Consider the following 24,841-nt stretch of genomic DNA (forward strand, 5'->3'; position numbering starts at 1 on the left):
ATTTTAGTTTTCAACATATCTCATCTCGTCAACATAGGCACGAGCATGCCCCCAGAAATACTTTGTAGGCTGCATATACTTTTCTAGTCCAGCACGTTTAATTGTTTCAAATGCTTCTTCATTTGCTTCATTTAAAACTGTACTTTCATGAACTGTATGTACATTTCTACCTTCCATAATTAGCTTTCCATCAACAATCACATGATCAACATCATTTGCGACTGCTTGAAAAACCAATCGATGAACGTGCATAAACTCAGGTGTCAAATGTGGTTGGTGGAGATTAACTGTGATGACATCTGCTTTTTTACCAATTTCAAGTGAGCCAATTTCATCGTCCCAACCGATACATTTTGCTGCATCAATTGTAATCATTTCTAAAAGCTTTCCAGGCGGTAAATAATAATAGTCTCTAAGTGCAGCCTGATGGACAAACTGAGTTTTCCTCATTGCTTGGAATAAATCAAAGCTTGTTGAAGGGGAAGTACCATCAGTTGAAATTGCAACTGTTGCTCCCATTTCAATTAATTCTGTAATTGGAGTACGTGCATTTACTTGGCCAAAACCTGGAGAAGCACTAATATTCGTTCCAGTTTCAGCTAAAATTTTCGCTTCATCGAATGAAATTCCTCGACAGTGCTGAAGATGGACATCTGGGCCTAATAATGCATTTTCTTTATCTTGAATTGCTAAATGAATCATTCCTCCAAATGCATCTGAATGAATTCTTGTATTATATTTTCTAGCTATCTCTCTAATTTTTTTCGCTTGGTAAAGATCATGTTGAGTTAAACCGTAAAGTCGATCTGGAGATGTTGGATTTGAAGGGTCAACAGACGTTACAATGACAAATGGCGTTATAAAGGCTCTCGTTTTGTCTCCATTTGCATGATTCAAAGCTTCAATAACCGCTTCTGCTCCTTTTAAAACTTCTTCGTAAGTTACTTCTTTTTCAATTCTTTTCCCGTCAACCCATCTACTAAATGAATGTGGCCAAGGTGGGTTACATGGACCTGTACAAACTACTTCGCGGACTCCTACTTCGTTGTATGCTTTCGCATGGTTGATCGCAAATATTGGATCATCAGATCTTGGTACTGAACCTAACACACTAACACCTGTTGTAATACCTGCTTTTAATCGTTCAAGAGCTGATAGCTTTCCTTCGTAATACCAAAAATCATCTGTCACGAAATGTTTATACGTATTCGTCATAATTGGCATCCAAAAATCGATATTTTCCATTGCAATTGTTTTAAACATTGAATGACCGCCATGACCATGAACATCTATTAGCCCTGGTAAAATACATTGATGACTACAATCAATTACTTTATGCGCTTCATACTTAGTTTTCATGTTCTCAGTCAAATCAATGTCCACAATTCTTCCATTATGAATCGCAACAGAGCCATTTTGGATAATTCTTCTTTCTGTATCCATTGTGATTATAGTGCCATTTATTAATAACAAATCAATCATATTTTCTCCTCCTACCTACAAACTTCTCTTTAAAAACTGAAACAGCATAATTTAATTATGCTGTTTCATGGAATTACTTATTTCACTGTTACATCGTCAAGCATTAAATAACTTGCTGGGTTTAACCATAGTCCTTTAACCGAAGAGCTAGTAACTGCTAAATGCTCGTAGTTACGAATAGGAACATATGGTACATCTTCACTTTCAATTTTTTGTGCATCAGCATATAGTTGTTTACGTTTTTCGCTATCTGGCTCCTGTCTTGCTGATTCAATTAATTTATCTACTTCTGGGTTACTATAGAAAGAACTATTTCCTGCTGCACCTTGGGATTGACTATCAAATAAATTAAATTGATTATAGTCCCCATCACCAGTAGCATTACCCCATCCGCCAATTGCAACTTGATGTTCACCTTTTGCGATTGTATCAATATAAGCTCCGTACTCAAGAACTTGGATTTTAACATTGATACCAATACCTTTTAATTGTGATTGGATTACTTCAGCCATATTTATTCTTTCTTTACGATCACTAGTTGTTAGCGTAAATGTTAGTCCATCTTTAACTCCGGCTTCTTTTAATAGCTTTTTAGATTCATTAATATCGTAATCATAACCTTTAATGTCAGGATCATAACCAAATACTTTCGGACTCATCGTTGAGTTCGCTTTTGTTCCAACGTCGTTATATACACCTTTAATGATTGAATCTACTTCAATTGCATGTGCAATTGCTTTTCTAACACGCACATCATTAAACGGCTTTTTCTTAACATTGAAGCTTAAGTATTCAACAGCTAGTCCATCTGTACGATATAAGTCCATTGTGTCTGATGCTTCAATTCGATCAATTTCTGTTACTGGTACTTGGTCAGTTACTTGCGCTTCACCAGTTTCTATCATAGCTAATCTTGTAGCATCTTCAGGAACTACTTTAAAGACTACACCATCAATCTTAGGTTTATTTCCCCAGTAGTCATTATTTTTTGCAATTTTTATTTCTTCACCTGATTTCCAAGATTTAAATACATATGGACCAGTTCCTACTGGATTTTGTCCAATTTTATCACTATTATCTTTTATTGATTTTGGACTAATAATACTTCCTTCACTACTCATTAAAATTGATAAAAGTGGTGCGTATGGGTATTTCAAAATAAATTGTACAGTCGTGTCGTTAACTACTTTAACTTCTTTAATCATTGCAAACTTACCCGCTTGTGGTGATGCAGTTTTTGGATCAAGCACTCGATCAAAAGTAGTTTTTACTGCATCTGCATTAAATGGTGTACCATCATGGAATTTAACGCCTTCTCGAAGTTTAAATTCCCAAGTCACGTTATTTACTTGTTTCCATTCTGTTGCTAAAAGAGGCTTGGGCTCCATATTTTTATCTGGTTCAACTAATGTTTCATAAACCTTTTCGTACACTACATTTGCTGATGGTATATCAGTAATAAATTGTGGATCTAATGTAGTTGCATCGGATAATCTAGCGACAACTAAAGTTCCCCCTGCTTTCGCTTTTGTTCCTGTTGCACTACTGCTTGTTGTGTCAGATGTACATCCTGCTAGAACAGTTGAAATTGTAAATAATGATGCAAATAGTACTCCAGCTGTTTTTTTCTTCATTGTTTTCTTCCCCCTCTTTTTAATTGCCCTATGATTCTCTAGTTCACCATTTATTCGAGTACGTTAGGCTTAATCAAATTATAAAAAAAAATAAAATTTTATATTTTCAGAATCTTTACTCGTTTTTTAATTATCTTTACTGCTTTTCCGCATTATATTTACTTCAATTCCAATTTTGAATAAATTTAAACAAAGAAAAGGGGGAAGAAATATGAAAGCAGAGACAGTATTAAGTAATACTGAAATTAAACTAGAAAAAAGAAAATCTCAAAAACTTAAAAGATGGAAAGTATTCTATAGGAAGTTTAAAAAAAATAAATTGGCACTAGTTGGAGGATATATAGTACTTTTTTATATTTTAGTAGCCATTTTTGCACCATTAATTTCACCAAAGGATCCTTTTGCAATTGATTTAATGCACAAACTTCAGACGCCATCGATGGAAAATTGGATGGGAACTGATGATAAAGGAAGAGATATTTTAAGTAGGATAATATATGGAAGCCGTCTTTCAATTTCAGTAGGTTTTGTATCTGTCTTATTTGGAGCCGTTTTCGGAATCACTCTTGGGTTGATCGCAGGTTATTACGGAAAATGGATGGATACGATCATTATGAGGGTTGTTGATGTTTTACTTGCATTCCCAGGTATTTTACTGGCACTTGCAATTATTAGTGCACTAGGTCCTAGTCTAATTAATGTTATGGTTGCTGTCGGTATCTTTTCAGTTCCAATGTTTGCACGAATCGTTAGAGGATCTACGTTATCCGTCAGAAAACTTGAATATATCGATGCAATTCGCGCTTTAGGTGCAACTGATGCAACAATTATTTTCAAACATATTTTACCGAATATTCTTTCACCAATAATTGTCCAAGCTACGTTAAAACTTGCTACAGCTATTCTATCAGCAGCAGGCTTGTCATATCTCGGACTAGGCGCACAGCCACCATCTCCAGAATGGGGAGCGATGTTAAGTAGTGGACGTGATTATTTATTTACTGCACCACATATTGCCTTATTTCCAGGTATCGCGATTTCAACACTTGTATTAGGATTTAATATTTTCGGGGATGGACTAAGAGATGCACTTGATCCAAGGATGAAAAAATAAGGAGGAAAGTATATGTTTCTATTTATTGTCAGAAGAATTATACAAACTATTCCAGTTTTAATTGGTGTAAGTTTAGTCGTTTTTTTAATTATGCAGATGGTCCCTGGTGATCCAGCAACTCTACTTGCTGGGGAAGGTGCTACGAAACAAACAATCGAAATGATTCGTCATCAACTTGGCTTTGATCGACCGGTCATTATTCAGTATTTCGATTATATTGCTCATGTACTACAAGGTGATTTTGGTGAATCTATTCGAAATAATCGTCCAGTATTAGATGAGATTATGATTCGTTTGCCAATTACAATTGAACTTGCACTGGCTAGTATTTTCATTACAGTCGTACTTGGTATGCTAGCAGGCATTATATCAGCGACTAAACAGTATTCTGCAGCTGATATTACAATTATGATTATTGCTTTACTAGGAATCTCTTTACCTAGTTTCTGGTTTGGTTTAATGCTGATTTACTTCTTTTCAGTTAATCTTCATATATTTCCAGTTGCTGGCTGGGGAACGTTTAAACATATGGTACTACCAGCCTTAACTTTAGGTGCAGGTGGTGCTGCAATTGTAGCTAGAATGACTAGATCAAGTATGTTAGAAGTTGTTCGTCAAGACTATATGCGTACAGCAAGAGCAAAAGGTTTAAAGGAACATGTCATTATTTACAAACATGGTCTAAAAAATGCATTAATTCCAGTTATTACTGTTGTTGGTCTACAATTTGGTGCATTACTTGGTGGTACCGTTTTAACCGAGTCAGTTTTTGCAATTAATGGACTTGGTAGATTAATTGTTGATGCAATTAGAACAAGAGATTTACCTATGGTTCAAGGTGGCGTATTAATCGCTTCAATTATCTTCGTATTTATGAATCTAGCTGTTGATATTCTCTACCGTTACTTTAATAAACGAGTTGACTTGAATTAAGGAGGTCCTACTATGAAAAAACAATTTGATGAAACAATTCTTGAGGTTAAAAATCTACAAACCCACTTTTATACAGATGACGGTGTTAGTAAGGCAGTTAATGGAATAAGCTTTAACTTAAAAAAAGGTGAGACACTTGGAATTGTAGGAGAGTCTGGTAGCGGTAAGAGTATTACTTCCTTGTCCCTATTACGATTAATCCCCTCTCCTCCAGGAAAGATTGCTGGTGGTAGTATTCTTTTTAAAGGTGAAGACTTACTTGCAAAAACTGAAAAACAGATGCGTTCAATACGAGGTAATGAAATTTCAATGATCTTTCAAGAGCCAATGACATCTTTAAACCCTGTTTATTCAGCTGGCGAACAAATTGCAGAAGCGATTCGTCTTCACCAAAAATTAAACAAAAAGGAAGCTTGGGATAAAGCAGTTGAAATGCTGCGACTTGTAGGGATCCCCTCTCCTGAAAAACGTGCAAAACAAGAACCACATGAGCTTAGTGGTGGAATGCGACAAAGGGTTATGATTGCAATGGCACTTGCTTGTCACCCAGAAGTGCTAATCGCAGATGAACCGACTACAGCTCTTGATGTTACAATTCAAGCTCAGATTCTGGAATTAATTAAATCACTCCAAAAAGATTTCGGTACAGCCGTTATCTTAATCACGCATGATTTAGGTGTTGTTTATGAGACTTGTGATCGAGTGGCTGTAATGTACGCCGGAAGAATTGTTGAATATACTTCAGCAAAAGAACTATTTAATAGCCCTAAACATCCATACACAATCGGTTTATTAAACTCTCTTCCACGTCTGGATATGGATCAAGATGAATTAACTACGATACCTGGTACTGTACCGAGCCCATTCAATATGCCAAAAGGCTGTAGTTTTGCTCCCCGCTGTGCACATGCTAAAGAAATTTGCCATGCGTCAGTACCAGACTTAAACACAATTGACAAAAATTCGGAAGTTAGTTGTTGGATGTACACATCAAAATGGGAAACAGATACGCTTCAAGAGAAAGTAGGGATTGAATAATGGCATTACAACTAGTGGATAAAAAAATACTACTTAATGTAGATCATTTAAAACAATACTTTCCTATTAAGGGTGGCATTTTAGGAAGAACAATTAATCATGTAAAGGCTGTAGACGATATTAGTTTCCATATTTATGAGGGCGAAACATTAAGCATTGTAGGAGAATCCGGTTGCGGTAAATCTACTACCGGTAGAGCGATCTTAAGATTAGACGAGCCTACAAGTGGAAGCATTCATTTTAAAGAAAAAGATTTATTAAGCTTAGGAAAAAAAGAAATGCGCAAAATAAGAAAGGATTTACAAGTAATCTTTCAAGATCCATTTGCTTCTCTTAATCCTAGACAAACGATTGGACAAATTTTAGGAGAGGCATTAGCTATTCAAAATGTTGTTCCAAAAGAAGAACGTAGAGCTAGAATTGAAGAATTACTTGAACATGTTGGTTTAAGACCTGAAGCGATGGAGCGTTATCCTCATGAATTTAGTGGAGGACAGCGCCAACGTGTCGGAATTGCTCGTGCACTTGCAGTCGATCCAAAACTAATTATTTGTGATGAAGCTGTTTCTGCGTTAGACGTTTCAATCCAAGCTCAAGTACTAAACTTACTTAAATCATTACAGAAAAAATTCTCTCTTACCTTTCTTTTCATCTCGCATGATTTAGGTGTAGTAAGACATATCTCAGATCGTGTGATGGTAATGTATTTAGGAAAAGTAGTCGAGATAGCCGATAAAAAATCAATATTTGACAATCCGCAACACCCATATACACGTGCACTATTATCAGCAATTCCAGTTCCAAATCCAGTGCATCAGAGAGAAAGAATTATATTAACAGGAGACGTACCTTCTCCGATTGATCCCCCAAGTGGCTGCCGTTTCCACACAAGATGCCCTTTTGCGATCGATATTTGTAAAACAAGAGTACCTGAATTAAAATTATCCGAGCAAAATCATCAGGTTGCTTGCCACATTGTAGTATAATTGAGGAATGAAATCAAAGAATCCCCATCGGGGTTCTTTGATTTTAAGAAAAAAACGGGAAGCCTCATTCCCTTATACCTGCCCTATTGGAGGTTTTCATGCTTAGCTACGAGGGATTTACTTTACTAATTATGCTATTTATTTTAGCTCCTATTATGGGAGCTATTGCTTTATTATTTTTATTTATTTTTGAAAAAAGGATCGACTTACTTGAAAATAAGAATAGAGAAATTCGTTTAGAGCACGCACTCCAAGAAGCTCAATATAACAAGTTGAATCAGCAAATTCAACCACACTTTTTGTTTAATACACTAAATGTCATACTTAGCTTAGCTCGTTTAAATCGAACATCGGAATTAATCAGGGCACTTGAAACATTCTCTCAATTTTTAAAATTTAAATATAAGTCTTCAGAGCCCTTAATTCCGCTAGCGCAAGAAATACAATATACTCAATATTATTTAGATATACAAACTCTACGGTTTGGCGAGCGACTTAAAACTCAGTTAGATTGTCCAAATGAATTATATGATGCTTTAGTTCCTCCATTTATTTTGCAAACCTTAGTAGAAAATTCTTTTAAACATGGTTTAGAAAAAAAAATTGGTGAGGCTTTACTTCATATTCGTTTTTATCAAGATTCTGAACTAGTTTGCTTAGAAGTAATCGATAATGGCTTAATGGGTATGACAAACTCATTTTCAAATAATGAAGGTCACGGGCTAGACAATATAAAAAAGAGGCTAAAACTATATTTTGGTAGCAATGGACATGTATTAATTGCCTCAAATGAATTAGGTACAAACGTTAAGGTCGTTTGGCCACTAATATATGACTCAAATGTAAAGGAGGGAGCTATAAAATGAATGTCTTATTAGTAGATGATGAACCCCTAGAGCTTGAACAAATGGAATATTTGATTAAAAATATATTTCCACTTTGGAAATTCTATAAAGCTGCTGATGCTTGCCAAGCAATTACAATTAATCAAAATCATAAAATTAACATCGCATTTCTAGACATTAATCTTCCAGGACGTTCTGGTCTTGAGTTTGGAGAAGAGCTAAGAGCACAAAATAAAGATGTCGATATTATTATGGTCACAGCATATCAAAGTTTTGATTATGCCCAACAGTCAATCCGAATCGGAGTTTTAGATTATTTAACAAAACCTGTTATTGAAAGTGAATTGTATAAAGTTCTCTCAAAATATAGTGAAACCGACACATCAAATCAGTATTCTAGTTTAATCCATCAAACGCTTTTATATATTCATGATCATTTCGCTGAAAAACTATCACTTTCAGACGTTGCTCGCGAAGTACACACAAATCATACTTATTTAAGTAGGAAATTTCATGAAGAAGTTGGCGTTTCATTTTCAGAATATTTAATAGATTTTAGAATCCAAGCAGCTAAGCGATTCTTAAAAAATAACTCAAACTGGAATATATCTGATGTTGCAGAAAACTCAGGCTTTAATAGTCAACATTATTTTAGCACTTTGTTCCGTAAAATTGAGGGCATTACTCCAAAAGAGTATCGTGAGAAAGGAAAATAAACAGTGAATTCACGTTCATTTAGAGAATACGTGCAAGGCTCTATTCAAATTGGAATGGGAATGGGAATTATTTCTCTCTTGGCACGTTGGGTAACAGGTACTACAATTTTATCTTCGCCAGAATCTATGATTAAATATGGCGTATTTGGTGGAATTGGTTATGCATTTTTAGGAGCTATTGCTTTGTTTGTATTTAGTTTTATTGGGAAAAAAGTTCGTGGAGAATTTCCTGATTGTTTAACAATAGGAGATTATTTGAAGAAAAAGCTCCATCCATTTGGTTATTGGATTATGATTGGTATATTAATCTTAACTAGCCTGCACATATTATATATTCAATCTATGTCAGCATCTACTTTATTTCATTTTTTATTTAATTTACCATTGTATACTGAAATTTTCATTTTTATTTGTTTTTGTGTCCTTTTTGCTGGCTTTGGTGGATTAAAGATGATACATGGATTAGCAGGATTTCAAGTGATTACAATGTTTGCAGCTGCAATCTTAATCCCTTTATATTTTTTCGTAAAAGAAGGCGTTCAACCTGTATATGATGGAATTAAATTATATCATCCATACATGTTAGTCATTGATCATTACGATTTATGGGGATTTCTATTTTCAGGTCTGTTAGTAGGATTTGGTCAGTTTTTCTTCGACATTACTTCATGGCATCGATTATTTATGATTGAAGCTAAGAAAATTCCGCTAACATTCTCGTTATCTGGGCTAATATGGGGAATTTTCCCTCTTTCATTTTCGTGTCTTTTTATCATTGTCATTTTTACAGGTGGATTTACAGATATTCAATCAATATTAGTTGGTTTAGCAAATAAAATTACAACACCATTCTTCTTCATTCTTTTTGTTTTATGTGCATTTAATGCGATTACCTCGACATTCGGTGCAGTACTTCACTCACTTACTAGCTTAATCGTTCTTAATATAATTGAGCCATTAAAAAAAACAAAAAGTGATCAACAAAAAATAAGAATGGCCTATCTTTTGTCGGTCGTTATCGGAGTTATTATATTTTTCTCAACAGTTATTCAATCAAAAAATATTATCGAACTATTATTTTACTCAGGAAATGTCTATTCAGCATTGTTGTTTCCAATTTTGGTTATTGTCTTTAGTAAAGGAAAGACAGCTAACTACGTACCTTTAAGTATCATAATAAGTATTATACTATCTTATGTTGTTCAACCGTATGTAGGCGAATTTCAAAGTATTTGGTTAAGTTCATTATTTTCTATAATTATTATAATGATTTGTTTTTCAATCAGCTTATTTACTCATAAAAAAAACTTTACGATCTCGGAAAAATAGGGGCAGTCCTAAAAGTCAGCATAACTGGCGAATAGGAGGTCCCTTTTTCCATTTAGATTCTTGTTAATTATAATTGCATTTTTACTAATATTAGCTGATTCTGAATTTTATTTGTGCGCGGGCTTTTATTTTAAGTTTTTGGCTTCTTAATTGCATTCCACCCGTTATTTCGACTACTCTTATATTAATTATTTCCTATCAAATTAAAAATGAGGATGCACCTAAAAGTTAGACTTTTGGTTCACCCTCTTCTAATCGATTATACGATCATTGTATCAACTATAAGCTTCTTAATTTCCACCTTTACTTGGTGGAGGATTTTCATTGCCACCTTTTTCTGGCTCAGGTTGTTCATTTCCGCCTTTACCTGGTTGAGGCTGTTCTGTTCCACCTTTACCTGGTTGAGGTTGTTCTGTTCCGCCTTTACCTGGTTGAGGTTGTTCTGTTCCGCCTTTACCTGGTTGAGGTTGCTCTGTTCCTCCACCTTGGCCACCGCCTTCACCTGTGCCACCACCAGTTCCTCCACCTTGGCCACCGCCTTCACCTGCGCCGCCACCAGCTCCTCCGCCAGCACCGCCGCCTTCACCTGCGCCACCACCAGCTCCTCCGCCAGCACCGCCGCCTTCACCTGCGCCACCACCAGCTCCTCCGCCAGCACCTGCGCCACCACCAGCTCCTCCGCCAGCACCGCCACCTTCACCTGCGCCACCACCAGCTCCTCCGCCAGCTCCTCCGCCTTCACCTGCGCCGCCACCAGCTCCTCCGCCAGCACCGCCGCCTTCACCTGCGCCGCCAGTTCCTCCGCCAGCTTTTACTGATTCATATGAGTGCATGATTGATGAAAAAGTATTCGGATCTACTGCACCAGTAACTGGTAATCCATGTGTCTTTTGATAATATTTTACACCTTTAATCGTTAAATAATTATAATGTCCAGTAATCTTACCTGAGTAACTACCTATCGATTTCAACATACCTTGTACAACATATACATCTGGACCTTCTGAACCTTTACCAAATGCATAACTAGTAGATGACATACCTAACGCAAGCATTGATGAAAGCACAATCGTCCCTAAACTTTTTTTACCGTATTTGATAATTTTAAATTCCTTATTCTTAGCAGAATAAGACTTGTCCCACTCGAATTCATTCATAATGACACCATCCTTCTAAATAATAAGACTTTTGAAACTACAAATTTTACTATTCCCTAATTACATTCGATAATTCATCTCAATTAGATACTAACTACTTGTTTTATTAGTATTTTTTAATGTTTTTTTACATAATCTAAATACTCATTTTTCGGGTTTAACATTGACTATAAATGAATAATCATTTATTATTTGCTCATGAGACTTAGAGATGAAAATAAAACAGAAGCAATTTTTAACGCTACGATTCAACTTGTAAATGAAATTGGTTTTTCAGAAATATCTATTTCAAAAATCGCTAAAAAAGCAAATGTATCTGCTGCAACCATTTATATTTATTTCGAAAATAAGGAGGACATGTTAAAAGAGAGTTATCTAAAATCCAAACGATTAATGAGTGACTCCGTTATTAAAGGCGTTGACAATACTGAATCTACTAGACTACAATTTGAAAATTATACAAGAAACTTCGTTGAATTTATAATGAAGAATAGTGATTACTTCCTCTTTATAGAGCAAGTATCTAACTCACCTTTACTACAAAATTGGTGCCTTGATGAAAGCTCTAATCTGTTTGCACAAGTCTTTGACATGTTTGAAAACGGAAAAAAACAATTATTAATTAAACAAGAGGACGTTAACTTATTAGTTATGTATTCGATGTTACCGATCTCACAATTAGCAAAGAATCATATCAAAGGTCAATTCGCCCTTGATGAAAGTACACTTAATAAAGCTATACAGATGAGCTGGGATGCTATTAAGGCATAAACCTCATCTTCTTCATTTTTAAATGAATGTTTATTTATTAATAAAATTTAGGAGGTTACGTTATGAAAGTTATACTTTTTGGAGCAACCGGAATGGTTGGTCAGAGTGTTTTAAAAGAATGCTTGCAAGATCCAACTGTCAATTCGATTTACTCAGTTGGTCGCAGTGTGACTGGAATCCAACACGATAAATTTCATGAAATTAAACACAATAATCTGTTTGATTTATCTCAAATTGAAAATCAGTTAACAGGATTTGATGCTTGTTTCTTTTGTCTTGGCGTATCATCCTTTAGGATGTCAGAGGAAGAATATCGCAAAATTACTTATGATCTTACAATCTCAATCGCACGCACATTATCGAAATTGAATCTACAAATGACTTTTATTTACGTTACAGGTTCTGGTACTGATACCACGGAAAAAGGTCGCACTATGTGGGCAAGAGTAAAAGGAAAAACAGAAAATGACTTATTAAAATTACCGTTTAAGGGTGCATATATGTTCCGTCCTGGTGCAATTATTCCACATAAGGATATAAAATCAAAAACTAAATTATATCAAAGCATTTATGACATAACAAAACCGATTTATCCTGTCCTGAAAAAACTCTTCCCGAACTCGATAACAACTTCGAAACAAATTGGTCGAGCAATGATCAATATTGCAAAGAATGGGTACCCTAAACCATTTATTGAGGTTGAAGATATTAATAAAGCAGCATTAGATTAGGGAGCAGGGAAAGGGAAAAAAACCAAACCTTACCGTGATGGGGATGTTTGGTTTTTTTAGTTCCTCTACCCATTGCTCAATCTGCTATTATCATGTATTCAAATATGGAGCTCCGCGTCTTGTGTTTGCTGCGGATGATGCATCATCACTTGTATCTAAGTACGGGCTACCACCTTCGTCATAATTAATTTTATTAGAATCATTCTCACTCGTATCTAAGTATGAGTTGGTAGCAACGTGGATATGGTTATCGTCAGTATCTCTTGATCGATTGTGCTTTGTCATATGAATCACCTCCGTATTTATATTTTGTATGGATGTTTGGAATACATACTAAATAGTTCGGCCATTTTTTATCAAGCCAAAATAAAAAAGGATAGATGCCCTAGATTTTTTCTAGAATATCTATCCTTTTATTTATAGTTCTTAGTTAACAGTAACGTCTTCTAAAACTCGGACAAATTCACCTTTATTTACTGGATAACCAGCTTCAGCGATTTTGACTTTTACAATTTTACCGATCATGTCTTCTGTTCCTTCGAACACGACTTTTAGATAATTGTCTGTGTAACCAATTAATTGTCCAACTGCGCCATTTTCCGTATATTTTTCTTCCGGAATAACTTCTAATACATCTCCATCAAACATTGATGCGTATTCTTTTGCAAGTTGATTTGATAATTCAATTAAACGGTGTACGCGTTGATTTTTAATTTCTTCGTCAACTTGATCTTCCATACGTGCAGCTGGTGTACCAGTACGTTTTGAATATGGGAATACGTGTAATTCTGAGAATTTATTGTCTAGAATGAAGTTGTATGTTTCCATAAACTCTTCTTCAGTTTCACCTGGGAATCCTACGATTACATCAGATGTAATTGAACAGTTTGGTAATACTTCACGTAATTTTTCAATTCTTTCAGCAAATTCTGCCATAGTATATTTACGACGCATACGTTTTAAGACAGTATCAGATCCTGATTGTAAAGGTACGTGTAAATGACGTACTACAATATTTGAATGACGAAGTACTTCGATTACTTCATCTGTAATTTGACTAGCTTCGATTGAAGAAATACGAACACGCTTTAAGCCTTCAACTGTTTGTAAATCTTTTAATAGCATTGATAAGTTGTAATCCTTCATGTCTTGACCGTATCCACCTGTATGAATACCAGTTAAAACGATTTCTTTATAGCCTGATTCAACTAATTGAGTTGCTTGTTTAACAACTTCCTTTGGATCACGTGAGCGCATTAAACCACGAGCCCAAGGAATAATACAGAACGTACAGAAGTTATTACAGCCCTCTTGAATTTTTAAAGAAGCACGCGTACGATCTGTAAAAGCAGGTACGTCTAACTCTTCATAAACTCGAGCTTTCATAATATTTCCTACGCCATTAATTGGTTGACGTTCTACGCGAAATTGTTCAATATAATCAAGCATTTTAGTACGATCCTGTGTACCAACAACAATATCCACCCCAGGAATCGCCATGATTTCCGCTGGAGATGTTTGTGCATAACATCCAGTTACACAAATTACTGCATCTGGGTTTTTACGCACAGCACGTCGGATTACTTGTCTACTTTTTTTGTCACCTGTATTTGTAACTGTACACGTATTAATTACATAAACATCAGCTTTACTTTCATATTCAGTACGATCATAGCCCGCTGCTTTAAACAGCTGCCAAATTGCTTCTGTTTCGTAATGGTTAACTTTACAGCCTAATGTATGAAAAGCTACTTCTGGCATTTCTTCACCTCATTAATTCAAAATGAAAGGAGGCAGCAGCTAAAACATAAAATGGTGCAGTTTCAGTACGTAAAATTCGAGGCCCAAGCCCACATAACATAGCACCTTTTGCTTCTAGCTGATCAACTTCTTTATCAGACAGACCACCCTCTGGGCCAAACACGACTAATAATCGCGAGCCTTCTTTTAATGACTGGAATGTTTGAACAAGCCCTGCTGATTCTCCTATTTTTGCACTTTCTTCATATGCAACAATACACGCATCATAATGCTGTATTGAGTTAAGTAATTGTTGAAAAGAAACTGGTTGTTCAACAGTTGGCACTATAAATCGGTAAGATTGTTCAGCCGCTTCCTTTGCAATCTTTTGCCATCTTTCAACTTTTTTACCAGCTTTTTTATCGTCTAGTTTAACAATTGATCTAGCTGCAGCAAATGGTAAAAAACTACTTGCTCCAAGTTCTGTACTTTTTTGTATGATCAATTCTAGTTTATCACCTTTTGGTAGACCACTAGCAATCGTAATTGATATTGGTAGTTCATTAGTATTCTCAACATATTCTACAACAGCAGCAGTTATTTGTTCACTAGAAATATTTGTAAGTGAACAACGAACAGTTGAAGATCCTTGTACTATACAAATAATTTCTTGTTCTGGTTTCATTCGCATAACATTTGCGATATGATGTGCATCATCACCAGTTATTGTAACAGTATCATTCTGAAGTTGCGTTTCTTCTATAAAATATCTTTGCATATTACATTCCTTGAGCTGGTTTTTTTGCAATAATTGCAACCCAGTCATCTAAATGTAATACTTCCAACACTACAAAACCAACACGTTTCAATTCATCTTCAATATCTTGTTGCTTAGCCCCAATTATGCCTGAAGAAATAAATGTTCCACCTGGTTCTAAAACATTATATACATCGTCAACAAAACGAAGGATAATCTCAGCAAGTAAATTAGCAACTACAACTTGGAACGGTCCTTCAATACCTTGTAGTAAGTTACCTTGTCCAACTTTTACTACATCATCTACTTTGTTTAATTCAACATTTTCCCTAGCACTTCGAACTGCCACATCGTCTAAGTCATAAGCTTCAATATTTGAAGAACCAAGTTTAGCCGCTGCAATACTTAGTACTCCTGAACCTGTCCCAACATCGATTACTCTGTCTGTTGATTTTACGACTTTCTCAAGGGCACGTATACACATAACTGTTGTCGGATGTGTACCAGTACCAAATGCCATACCAGGGTCTAACTCGATAATTAACTCGTCAGATGATTTTGGTTCATACTCTTCCCAAGATGGTACAATTGTAAAACGATCTGAAATTGCGATTGGATGATAATACTTTTTCCAAGCAGTGGCCCAATCTTCTTCGTTTACTTCGTGAACAGCAAATGTATTTTTACCTAAATCAATATCAAACGCTATTAAATTATTAATAGCTTCTTTAATTCCATCGATCGTATCGTTTAAAAAACTATTCACAGGAAGGTATGCTTTAACAATTACACCTTCCTCTGGATAATCTTTTGGGTTAAGCTGGTAGATTTCACCGTAAACCTGTGCTCGCTCCTTCGTCAAATCAAACACATCCTCAATGACAACACCACTTGCACCAGCTTCGTGTAAAATATTAGAAATCGGTTCAACCGCATCCTGTGTAGTGTGAATACTTAACTCTGACCATTTCATTAACTACCAACTCCATTCATACTCTCTTCTATACTTGGCAATACCCTCTAATCATAATCAGATTTAGAGGGTGCCATTTTATAACTTCTTCTATTTAGTGTTTCCACTTTTTACCTATACTAACGTACTGAATTAATAACTTATTTTACTGTTCGCCAAAATTCTTTACTGCACGTTTTAACTTTGTAAAGAAAGAATCATGTTTATCGTCTTTTTGACCTTTTCCAATATTATAAAACTCTTCAAGCAATTCTTTTTGACGGCTTGTTAGTTTTGTTGGTGTGATAACTTTTATGATAACGTGTTGATCCCCTTGACCATATCCACGTACATCTTTAATTCCTTTACCTTTTAAACGCATTCTTGTACCAGTTTGCGTTCCAGCAGGAATTTTTGTTTTAACTTTACCATGTAATGTTGGAACCTCAACTTCATCACCTAATGCAGCTTGTGCAAAAGTTAATGGAAGTTCACAGTAAACATCATTTCCATCTCTTTCAAAGAATTCATGCTCACGAACGTGGAATGCAATATACAAGTCTCCAGCAGGACCACCATTTTTACCTGGTTCTCCTTGACCTGAAAGACGAATTTGTTGTCCGTCATCAATACCAGCTGGTACTTTTACCATGATTTTCTTACGAGTTTTCACTCGACCAGCGCCATGACAAGTATTACATTTATCTTTAATCATCTGTCCAGTACCTTGACAGTGTGAACATGTCGTACGGTTTACAATACGTCCAAATGGCGTATTTTGTTCAACACTCATTTGACCTGAACCATGACAATGATTACATGTTTCTTTTGACGTACCAGGCTTCGCACCTGAACCGCTACATGTATGACAAGTTTCTTCAGTTGGAATTTCAATTTCTCTTTCCATTCCAAATGCCGCTTCTTCAAACTGAATTGTCATTGTATATTGTAAATCAGCTCCAGCTCTTGGTGCGTTCGGATCACGACGTCGTCCACCGCCACCACCACCAAAAAACTGACTGAAAATATCTTCAAAGCCACCGAATCCGCCGCCGCCAAATCCGCCACCACCGAATCCTTGGTTAGGATCTGTATGACCAAACTGATCATAATGAGCGCGTTTTTGATCGTCTGATAAGTTTTCGTATGCTTCTTGTACCTCTTTAAACTTTTCAGGGGCATCAGGATCCTTATTAACATCCGGATGATATGTTTTTGCTAATTTACGAAACGATTTTTTTATTTCATCTTGTGATGCACTTTTACTCACGCCAAGCACATCATAGTAATCACGTTTACTCATAGTGTTTCAATCCGCTCCTTTCACATAAAGAATATTTTAACATATCCTATGCTTTTCTTAAAGAAAATAAAGAAAACTTGTCGACTAACTTATCTTTTAGGAGAAGTCAGAGGCTTAGCTTCACTTATCCTTTATTCCTAAAATTGGCAACTAGATCGAGAGCTCATTTCGCTACCATTTTATACTTTCTTAACATGAGAAAAAGTCAAAGCCAAGGCTACCCTGACTTTGACTTCCTCATTTTTTAGATATTTATATTCTAATTTACTTATCTTCTTTAACTTCAGTAAACTCAGCGTCTACTACATCGTCTTGTTTCGCTTGGCCTTCAGCGCCACCTGCAGCTTGCTGTGCAGCAGCAGCTTGCTCATAAAGCTTCACTGTTAAAGCTTGAACGATTTCAGAAAGAGCATCTTTCTTCGTACGGATATCATCTAAGTTACCAGCTTCTAAAGCAGCTTTTAATGCGTCTTTAGCTTCGTTAGCTTTTGTAACTTCTGCTTCTTCAACTTTACCTTCAAGATCTTTTAAAGTTTTCTCTACTTGGAATACTAGTTGATCCGCTTCGTTTTTAAGATCTACTTCTTCTTTACGTTTTGCATCAGCATCAGCATTTAATTCTGCTTCTTTTACCATGCGTTCTACTTCTTCGTCACTTAAACCTGAAGAAGATTGAATTACGATATTTTGTTCTTTTTGAGTACCTAAGTCTTTTGCACGTACAGTTACGATACCATTTTTGTCGATATCAAACGATACTTCAATTTGTGGAATTCCACGTGGTGCTGGTGGGATATCCGATAATTGGAAACGACCTAATGTTTTATTGTCATTAGCCATTGGACGCTCACCTTGTAGAACATGAATGTCTACAGCAGGTTGATTGTCAGCAGCAGTTGAGAATACTTGAGATTTACTAGTTGGGATTGTCGTGTTACGATCGATTAATTTCGTGAACACACCACCCATTGTTTCAATACCTAATGATAATGGAGTTACGTCTAATAATACTACGTCTTTCACATCACCAGTTAAAACTCCACCTTGAATTGCAGCACCTAATGCTACTACTTCATCAGGGTTAACACCTTTATGTGGTTCTTTTCCAGTTTCTTTCTTAATTGCTTCTTGAACAGCTGGAATACGAGTTGATCCACCAACTAAGATTACTTTATCAATTTGGCTAGCAGATAAGCCTGAATCCTTCATTGCTTGACGAGTTGGGCCTAAAGTTCTTTCTACTAGGTTGTGAGAAAGCTCTTCGAATTTTGCACGAGTTAAGTTTAACTCTAAGTGTAATGGACCAGCTGCACCCATGCTGATGAATGGTAATGAAATTTGAGTTGCAGTAATACCTGATAAGTCTTTTTTCGCTTTTTCAGCAGCATCTTTTAAACGTTGTAGAGCCATTTTGTCTTGGCTTAAGTCTACACCATTTTCTTTTTTGAACTCAGCTACTAAATGGTCGATGATTACTTGGTCAAAATCATCTCCACCTAAACGGTTGTCACCAGCTGTAGCTTTAACTTCAAAAATTCCATCTCCTAATTCAAGGATTGAAACGTCGAATGTACCGCCACCTAAGTCATAAACTAAGATTGTTTGGTCTTCATCCATTTTATCTAAACCGTATGCTAATGCAGCAGCAGTTGGTTCGTTGATGATACGCTCTACTTCTAAACCTGCGATTTTACCAGCATCTTTAGTTGCTTGACGCTCAGCATCATTGAAATATGCAGGTACTGTAATAACTGCTTTCGTTACTGCTTCACCTAAATAAGCTTCAGCAGATGCTTTTAAGTTTTGAAGAATGATTGCAGAGATTTCTTGTGGAGAGAAATCTTTACCTTCAATGTTTTCTTTATGAGTAGTACCCATATGACGTTTGATTGACATGATTGTGTTAGGGTTTGTAATAGCTTGACGTTTTGCTACTTCCCCAACTTGGCGCTCACCATTTTTAAACGCAACAACTGACGGAGTTGTACGTCCACCCTCTGGGTTCGGAATTACTTTTGGCTCTCCACCTTCTAATACTGCTACACAAGAGTTCGTTGTACCTAAGTCAATACCAATAATTTTACTCATTGCATGTTCCTCCTAAAATCTACAAAAGTTATCTTTTAGTATTTTAATTTTATATTTATATTAGCGTCTAAATAGACGCAAGTATGATTACTCGTTTACTTTAACCATTGATGCACGGATTACTCGATCCTTTAGTTTATAGCCTTTTTGAAATTCTTGTAGAACTTCATTAGATGGTTTAGAAGCATCACTTTCTTGCATAACAGCTTGATGGAAATTCGGATCGAATTGTTCACCAAGTGCTGGGATTTCTTCTACTCCTTCTTTTTTCACAGCTTCTACTAACAAACGGTACACCATTTCCATACCTTGTTTTAAAGAAGCAGTTTGCTCTTCTGTTGCTTCAACTTGTAATGCGCGTTCGAAATTATCTAGTACTGGTAATAAATCAGATACTAAGCTTTGAGCACGATAAGTCATTAAAGCTTGTTGGTCTAAAAGTGCACGACGCTTATAATTTTCGAAGTCAGCATGTAGACGTAAGTATTTATTTTCCTTCTCATCTACTTCAGCACGAAGCTTTTGAAGTTCATCCTCAGTCGAATCAACTACTTCAGATTGGTCTTCTGTTTTTTCTTCTGTAAAGATTGAAGGCTCTTCAACAGTAGTTTCTTCATTCACTACTTCATCATTTACAGCTTCATCATTTAAAAGTTCTTCCTGACGTTCTGTCATGTCACCTTCACCTCCTAATTTTTTATATGTAATCCATTGTTTCTTTTCACAATGGATTTATTCAACATCCTTAGATGAAAATAATAAATTCAATTGTCCTGTGATTAAATGCATTAATGAAATTACTCGAGAATACTCCATTCGAGTTGGGCCTAATACTGCAATTGTACCAATTTGATCTTCACCTAAAGAGTAGGTTGCGCTAATGATACTTACATTTTCTAATCCAGACTTTTCATTTTCTTTACCAATCTTGACACTTAAACCCATCTGTTCAAACGGAATAATACTTTTTAGTTCATCTTGCTTTTCGATCATGTTTAACAATATTTTCATCGTCTCAACATTATGAAATTCAGGCTGTGCTAAAATATTTGTTTTTCCACTTAAAAACAGTTTTTGTTCAATCGGTACGTCAATAGTGCCACCAAACATCTTAATAACACTTTCATAATTTGAAATATGCGAACGCAAGATCATCGCAATTTCCTTATAAAGCTTGTCATTTATTTGATGAATTGGAACATTTACTAGTCGCTCATTTAAAATATTTACCATTTTTTCAATATCACTCATCGATACACCAGGTGGTATTGTAACTGTTCGATTTTTAACAATCCCTGTGTCAGTTACAATAATTGATACGGCTGTATTAGGTCCTATTGGAATTAACTGAATATTTTTAACCCTATTTTCAGTAACCTTTGGACCGAGTGCAATTGTTGTGTAATTTGTTAAATCAGATAATATATCAGCCGAATTTTTAACTAGCTTTTCTATTTCAAAAATACGCTCGGCAAAAATACCTTTTATCGAACGAACATCATCGTCATTAACAAGCTGTGGTGATAACAAATGGTCTACATAAAAACGATACCCTTTTTCAGAAGGGATTCGACCCGCAGAGCTATGAGGCTTTTCAATATATCCAAGTTCCTCCAAATCAGCCATCTCATTTCGTATCGTTGCTGAACTAAATGAAATACCTTCTTTTTTAGATAAACTCCTTGAACCTACAGGTTGTGCCATGCGAATAAAGTCATCGATAATAATTTGTAGTATCAATAACTGTCTTTCAGTCAACATGTTTATCACCTCTATTAGCACTCTTGTCTAGTGAGTGCTAAATATATTATTAACTTAACAAATCCTTTTTACTATGTCAAGAGAAGTGTAAAGGATTAAAAAGGAACTGAGGGAAAGTTAATTTCCTGCCTTTCCCACCATCCACCTAAATTAAAAATGCTTGAAATACTTCATTTCCTAGAAGTTTTCCTTTATGAGTTAGTCTAAGGAATTCCCCATTCATTTCAACTAATCCATCTTTGTTTAGTTTTTCTATTACATTCGGAAATACTTCATTAAAGTTTGAACCAAATTTTTCTTGGAATTTTCTTTCCGATACTCCTTGCATTTTTCGCAAACCTAAAAACATTTCTTCTTCCATTTTTTCTTGCTGAGTTACTGTATGTTCATGAACAATCGGCACACCAGTCTCATCAATCAATTGAAAATATTTCTTTAACGGACCAGCATTCGAATATCGAATTCCATTTATATATCCGTGTGCGCCAGCACCAAATCCAAAATACTCATCATTATTCCAGTAAACAAGATTATGCTTACTTTCTAGGCCATTCTTTTCAAAATTGCTGATTTCATATTGATGAAAACCTTTTTCTTCTAGATACTTCATTAAAAAGTCATACATAGCTGCTTCATCTTCTTCAGGAGCAGGCTTAAGCTTGCCCCTATTCATTTCTATGTAAAAAACTGTTTTCGGTTCAATAATTAATGAATACGCTGAAATATGCTGAATCGGTAACGCCATCGCTTTATCCAATGAATCAACGAATTGTTCCATCGTTTGACCTGGCAGGGCATACATTAAATCAAGATTAATATTATCAATTCCAACCGCTTTCGCTGTTTGAATTGCTTCTTCTATTTCATTAGGTGAATGAGTTCGTCCAATTTTTTTAAGTAGACCTTCATCGAATGTTTGTGCCCCAAAGCTAATTCGATTCACTCCACCATCTTTTAAAATTTGTAGCTTCTCTTTTGAAATTTCATTAGGATTACTTTCAAAAGTCATCTCTATTCCCTTTTTTCCTTTTATAATATGGTTGTTAATCATATCAACTAACACTTGAGTTTGATCTAAAGTTAATGCAGTTGGCGTACCTCCGCCTACGAAAACTGTTTTCAAATCAGTTATCGGATTTCTATTTAAACTTTCAATAATTTCTTTCTCTAGATATTCTAAATATTGATCAACCGGCTGGCGGTCCATCATAAATTTATTAAAGTCGCAGTAATAACAAATCTGCTGACAAAAGGGTATATGAATATAAACGGAAGATGCCATACCTTCTCCTCTTTTCTATGTAACGAAAAGCCCCTGATCCGATACCAACTTAGGTGCAGATTCAGGGACTTTTTCTACTTTCAACTTTTTTGATTGTATATCTTCTTAAAATATTTGTCTAATTAATAGCTTTAGTATCATTAAACAGTATTAATTGTTTTTTTGTTTTTATTCACTTCTTACGTTCTGTTAAAAAATTAAATTTTATTACAAGCTGTTAAAAAAAGAATTTGTCAATTAATCAACCATATTTTCAATTCTTCAATCGACTAAAAGATGTTACCTATTGTTTTGTAGAAGATAATATGTTAAATCCTCTCAAAATAACTCTATAAAAAGCCCAATAACCAAATTTGGTTATTGGGCTTTTTTCAAGAAATCAATGACAAATTGTTTCCTTAGTCATCCATACGTAAAACAGCCATAAACGCTTCTTGTGGAACTTCAACAGATCCAACAGCTTTCATTCGCTTTTTACCTTCTTTTTGCTTATCTAATAGCTTACGTTTACGAGAAATATCCCCACCGTAACATTTAGCTAATACGTTTTTACCCATTGATTTAATTGTTGAACGAGCAACAATTTTTTGTCCGATTGCCGCTTGAACTGGTACTTCGAACTGTTGTCTTGGGATAAGCTCTTTTAGTTTTTCAACGATAATTTTACCACGATCGTAAGCAGAATCTCTGTGAACGATAAATGATAAAGCATCTACTTGCTCACCATTTAATAAAATATCCATTTTCACAAGTTTAGACGCTTTGTAGCCAATTAATTCATAGTCAAATGACGCATAGCCTTTTGTACTTGATTTTAATTGGTCAAAGAAATCATAAACAATTTCAGATAATGGAATTTCATAAGTGATTGAAACACGATTTGCATCTAAATACTGCATATCGATAAAGTTACCACGTTTCTTTTGGCAAAGCTCCATGATTGCCCCAACATAATCATTTGGCACCATGATTTTTGCTTTAACATAAGGCTCTTCAACACGTTCAATCGATTGAGGATCTGGCATATGCGCAGGGTTATCAACCGTAATCATATCGCCTTTTGTCGTGTACACACTATAGATAACACTTGGTGCTGTTGTAATTAGGTCAATTTTAAATTCACGTTCAATACGCTCTTGAATGATTTCCATGTGTAATAATCCTAAGAATCCACAACGGAAACCAAAACCTAAAGCTTGAGAAGTTTCTGCTTCAAATTGAAGTGCTGCATCATTTAATTGAAGTTTTTCTAAAGCATCACGTAAGTCATTGTATTTAGAAGTATCAATTGGATATAAACCACAGAATACCATCGGGTTCATTTTACGGTAACCAGCAAGTGGTTCTGTTGCAGGATTATCTGCTAATGTAATCGTATCACCTACACGTGTATCTCCAACATTTTTAATTGAAGCAGTAAGGAAACCTACATCCCCAACTGTTAGTTCTTCTCTTTGAGTTGTACGTGGAGTGAACACACCAGCTTCAACAACTTCAAACTCTTTTCCAGTAGCCATCATCTTAATTTTTTGACCAACCTTAACCGTTCCATCGATGATACGAATATACGCTACAACTCCACGGTATGGATCGAATAATGAATCAAAAATTAGTGCTTTTAACGGTGCATCTGGATCACCAGTAGGAGCTGGTACTTTTGCAACTACTTGCTCTAAAATTTCTTCAATACCGATTCCAGCTTTTGCAGAAGCTAATACCGCTTCAGAAGCATCTAAACCAATTACTTCTTCAACTTCTTGGCGTACTCGTTCTGGATCAGCACTTGGTAAGTCAATTTTATTAATAACTGGTAAGATTTCTAAATCATTATCTAATGCTAAATATACGTTTGCTAATGTTTGAGCTTCTATACCTTGTGCAGCATCTACTACTAAGACTGCCCCTTCACATGCTGCTAAACTACGAGAAACCTCATAAGTAAAGTCTACATGTCCTGGTGTATCGATTAAATGAAGAATATACTCTTCACCATTTTTCGCTTTATATTGTAACTGCACAGCATTTAATTTTATGGTAATTCCACGTTCACGCTCTAAATCCATTGAGTCTAATAGCTGAGACTTCATCTCACGCTGAGTTAATGCATTTGTTTTCTCAAGAATTCTATCTGCTAATGTAGATTTTCCATGGTCAATGTGTGCGATGATTGAAAAGTTTCTAATTCTCTTTTGTCTTTCTGACCTTGACTCTTTATTCATTTC

General features: G+C 35.4%; 22 protein-coding genes. 9 read left to right on the forward strand and 13 right to left on the reverse strand.

Going from position 1 to position 24,841, the window contains the following annotated elements:
- Nucleotides 1-3: 3 nt before the first annotated feature.
- Nucleotides 4-1,482, reverse strand: coding sequence for an amidohydrolase family protein (locus ACFCYN_RS02815; protein ID WP_172447468.1), 1,479 nt, complete (start codon nucleotides 1,480-1,482; stop codon nucleotides 4-6).
- A 77-nt stretch (nucleotides 1,483-1,559) separates the two neighbouring features.
- Nucleotides 1,560-3,116 (reverse strand): glutathione ABC transporter substrate-binding protein, encoded by a 1,557-nt coding sequence (locus ACFCYN_RS02820; protein WP_172447467.1) that lies wholly within the window; start codon nucleotides 3,114-3,116, stop codon nucleotides 1,560-1,562.
- Nucleotides 3,117-3,327: 211 nt separating this feature from the next.
- Between ACFCYN_RS02820 and ACFCYN_RS02825 the strand changes: the two genes are divergently transcribed.
- The 7 genes from ACFCYN_RS02825 to ACFCYN_RS02855 all read left to right on the forward strand — a co-directional run bounded on the left by ACFCYN_RS02825 (nucleotide 3,328) and on the right by ACFCYN_RS02855 (nucleotide 10,077).
- Complete coding sequence (locus ACFCYN_RS02825) at nucleotides 3,328-4,230, forward strand: ABC transporter permease (RefSeq protein ID WP_375947391.1); 903 nt, start codon at nucleotides 3,328-3,330, stop codon at nucleotides 4,228-4,230.
- A gap of 12 nt (nucleotides 4,231-4,242) precedes the next feature.
- Complete coding sequence (locus ACFCYN_RS02830) at nucleotides 4,243-5,163, forward strand: ABC transporter permease (protein WP_098120476.1); 921 nt, start codon at nucleotides 4,243-4,245, stop codon at nucleotides 5,161-5,163.
- A gap of 12 nt (nucleotides 5,164-5,175) precedes the next feature.
- Complete coding sequence (locus ACFCYN_RS02835) at nucleotides 5,176-6,201, forward strand: ABC transporter ATP-binding protein (RefSeq protein WP_172447466.1); 1,026 nt, start codon at nucleotides 5,176-5,178, stop codon at nucleotides 6,199-6,201.
- On the forward strand, nucleotides 6,201-7,187 hold the full coding sequence (locus tag ACFCYN_RS02840) for an ABC transporter ATP-binding protein (protein ID WP_375947394.1): 987 nt from the start codon (nucleotides 6,201-6,203) through the stop codon (nucleotides 7,185-7,187). Before ACFCYN_RS02835 ends, ACFCYN_RS02840 begins: the two co-directional genes overlap by 1 nt.
- A 98-nt stretch (nucleotides 7,188-7,285) precedes the next feature.
- Nucleotides 7,286-8,053 (forward strand): sensor histidine kinase, encoded by a 768-nt coding sequence (locus ACFCYN_RS02845; RefSeq protein ID WP_172447464.1) that lies wholly within the window; start codon nucleotides 7,286-7,288, stop codon nucleotides 8,051-8,053.
- Complete coding sequence (locus ACFCYN_RS02850) at nucleotides 8,050-8,748, forward strand: response regulator transcription factor (RefSeq protein ID WP_172447463.1); 699 nt, start codon at nucleotides 8,050-8,052, stop codon at nucleotides 8,746-8,748. The genes ACFCYN_RS02845 and ACFCYN_RS02850 overlap by 4 nt, the downstream gene beginning before the upstream one ends.
- A gap of 3 nt (nucleotides 8,749-8,751) precedes the next feature.
- Entirely contained in the window at nucleotides 8,752-10,077 is a 1,326-nt protein-coding gene (locus ACFCYN_RS02855; RefSeq protein ID WP_375947397.1) for a transporter, read from the forward strand.
- 290 nt (nucleotides 10,078-10,367) lie between these two features.
- On the opposite strand, the gene ACFCYN_RS02860 is transcribed toward ACFCYN_RS02855, so the two are convergent.
- Nucleotides 10,368-11,234: a peptidoglycan-binding protein gene (locus ACFCYN_RS02860; protein WP_375947399.1), complete on the reverse strand. Its 867-nt coding sequence runs from the start codon at nucleotides 11,232-11,234 to the stop codon at nucleotides 10,368-10,370.
- Nucleotides 11,235-11,432: 198 nt separating this feature from the next.
- Here ACFCYN_RS02860 and ACFCYN_RS02865 point away from each other — a divergent pair, with 198 nt between their 5' ends.
- A complete protein-coding gene (locus tag ACFCYN_RS02865) occupies nucleotides 11,433-12,005 on the forward strand; it encodes a TetR/AcrR family transcriptional regulator (protein WP_375947401.1) in 573 nt (190 codons plus the stop codon).
- A 62-nt stretch (nucleotides 12,006-12,067) separates the two neighbouring features.
- Complete coding sequence (locus ACFCYN_RS02870) at nucleotides 12,068-12,736, forward strand: Rossmann-fold NAD(P)-binding domain-containing protein (RefSeq protein ID WP_375947403.1); 669 nt, start codon at nucleotides 12,068-12,070, stop codon at nucleotides 12,734-12,736.
- A gap of 90 nt (nucleotides 12,737-12,826) precedes the next feature.
- Here ACFCYN_RS02870 and ACFCYN_RS02875 read toward each other — a convergent pair whose 3' ends face one another.
- The 10 genes from ACFCYN_RS02875 to lepA form a co-directional block, all read right to left on the reverse strand.
- Nucleotides 12,827-13,021, reverse strand: coding sequence for a hypothetical protein (locus ACFCYN_RS02875; RefSeq protein WP_172447459.1), 195 nt, complete (start codon nucleotides 13,019-13,021; stop codon nucleotides 12,827-12,829).
- Nucleotides 13,022-13,162: 141 nt separating this feature from the next.
- Nucleotides 13,163-14,497: a tRNA (N(6)-L-threonylcarbamoyladenosine(37)-C(2))-methylthiotransferase MtaB gene (gene mtaB / locus ACFCYN_RS02880; RefSeq protein ID WP_375947406.1), complete on the reverse strand. Its 1,335-nt coding sequence runs from the start codon at nucleotides 14,495-14,497 to the stop codon at nucleotides 13,163-13,165.
- Nucleotides 14,498-14,501: 4 nt separating this feature from the next.
- On the reverse strand, nucleotides 14,502-15,254 hold the full coding sequence (locus ACFCYN_RS02885; protein WP_172447457.1) for a 16S rRNA (uracil(1498)-N(3))-methyltransferase: 753 nt from the start codon (nucleotides 15,252-15,254) through the stop codon (nucleotides 14,502-14,504).
- Between the two features lies 1 nt (nucleotide 15,255).
- Nucleotides 15,256-16,206: a 50S ribosomal protein L11 methyltransferase gene (gene prmA / locus ACFCYN_RS02890; protein WP_172447456.1), complete on the reverse strand. Its 951-nt coding sequence runs from the start codon at nucleotides 16,204-16,206 to the stop codon at nucleotides 15,256-15,258.
- 145 nt (nucleotides 16,207-16,351) lie between these two features.
- Nucleotides 16,352-17,488, reverse strand: a complete 1,137-nt coding sequence (dnaJ, locus tag ACFCYN_RS02895) for a molecular chaperone DnaJ (RefSeq protein ID WP_375947409.1) — start codon at nucleotides 17,486-17,488, stop codon at nucleotides 16,352-16,354.
- Nucleotides 17,489-17,752: 264 nt separating this feature from the next.
- Nucleotides 17,753-19,576, reverse strand: a complete 1,824-nt coding sequence (dnaK, locus tag ACFCYN_RS02900; protein WP_172447454.1) for a molecular chaperone DnaK — start codon at nucleotides 19,574-19,576, stop codon at nucleotides 17,753-17,755.
- An 87-nt stretch (nucleotides 19,577-19,663) separates the two neighbouring features.
- The gene (grpE, locus tag ACFCYN_RS02905; protein WP_375947411.1) at nucleotides 19,664-20,251 is read right to left on the reverse strand and encodes a nucleotide exchange factor GrpE; all 588 of its coding nucleotides are present in this window, start codon (nucleotides 20,249-20,251) and stop codon (nucleotides 19,664-19,666) included.
- A gap of 57 nt (nucleotides 20,252-20,308) precedes the next feature.
- A complete protein-coding gene (gene hrcA, locus ACFCYN_RS02910; protein WP_172447452.1) occupies nucleotides 20,309-21,337 on the reverse strand; it encodes a heat-inducible transcriptional repressor HrcA in 1,029 nt (342 codons plus the stop codon).
- A 145-nt stretch (nucleotides 21,338-21,482) separates the two neighbouring features.
- On the reverse strand, nucleotides 21,483-22,619 hold the full coding sequence (hemW, locus tag ACFCYN_RS02915; RefSeq protein ID WP_375947414.1) for a radical SAM family heme chaperone HemW: 1,137 nt from the start codon (nucleotides 22,617-22,619) through the stop codon (nucleotides 21,483-21,485).
- 398 nt (nucleotides 22,620-23,017) lie between these two features.
- Nucleotides 23,018-24,838 carry a translation elongation factor 4 gene (lepA, locus tag ACFCYN_RS02920; RefSeq protein ID WP_375947416.1) on the reverse strand — a complete coding sequence of 607 codons (1,821 nt, stop codon included), beginning with the start codon at nucleotides 24,836-24,838 and terminating at the stop codon, nucleotides 23,018-23,020.
- Nucleotides 24,839-24,841 lie beyond the last annotated feature (3 nt).

This window comes from Gottfriedia sp. NPDC056225, assembly GCF_042267765.1.
Taxonomy (GTDB): domain Bacteria; phylum Bacillota; class Bacilli; order Bacillales; family Bacillaceae_G; genus Gottfriedia.